This window comes from Psychrobacter sp. W2-37-MNA-CIBAN-0211 (assembly GCF_040309405.1).
GTDB lineage: Bacteria > Pseudomonadota > Gammaproteobacteria > Pseudomonadales > Moraxellaceae > Psychrobacter > Psychrobacter glaciei.
Genome location: NZ_JBEOOU010000155.1, coordinates 1 through 277, shown reverse-complemented (window position 1 = coordinate 277; position 277 = coordinate 1). Strand labels below are relative to the sequence as shown.

The 277-nt window shown below is 36.5% G+C and carries 1 protein-coding gene; it reads right to left on the bottom strand.

The genetic code is table 11. The features are described from left to right. Window positions 1–253: response regulator (locus AAEY72_RS14710; protein ID WP_352311280.1), on the bottom strand; the 253-nt coding region annotated here is incomplete at its 3' end. Window positions 254–277 lie beyond the last annotated feature (24 nt).

Below are 277 nucleotides of genomic sequence, written 5' to 3'. Positions count from 1 at the left end.
AATCAGTCTCAACCTCTGACACTTTATTACCGTCAATATGAGTATTAACCATGGTTGTTGAGTACTCCATTAAAAGCGATTTAAGCTTAGCCAACTCAACCGGTTTAGTTAAAAAATCATTCATACCGGCATCGTAACAAGCATCGATATTGTCTTTAATAATGTTAGCTGTAATCGCAACAATGGCTAAATCTTTAAAGCGGTTATCTGCTCGAATCCTTTTCGCCAGGCCTAAACCATCTAAAATTGGCATTTGAATATCGGTTAACAGTATATC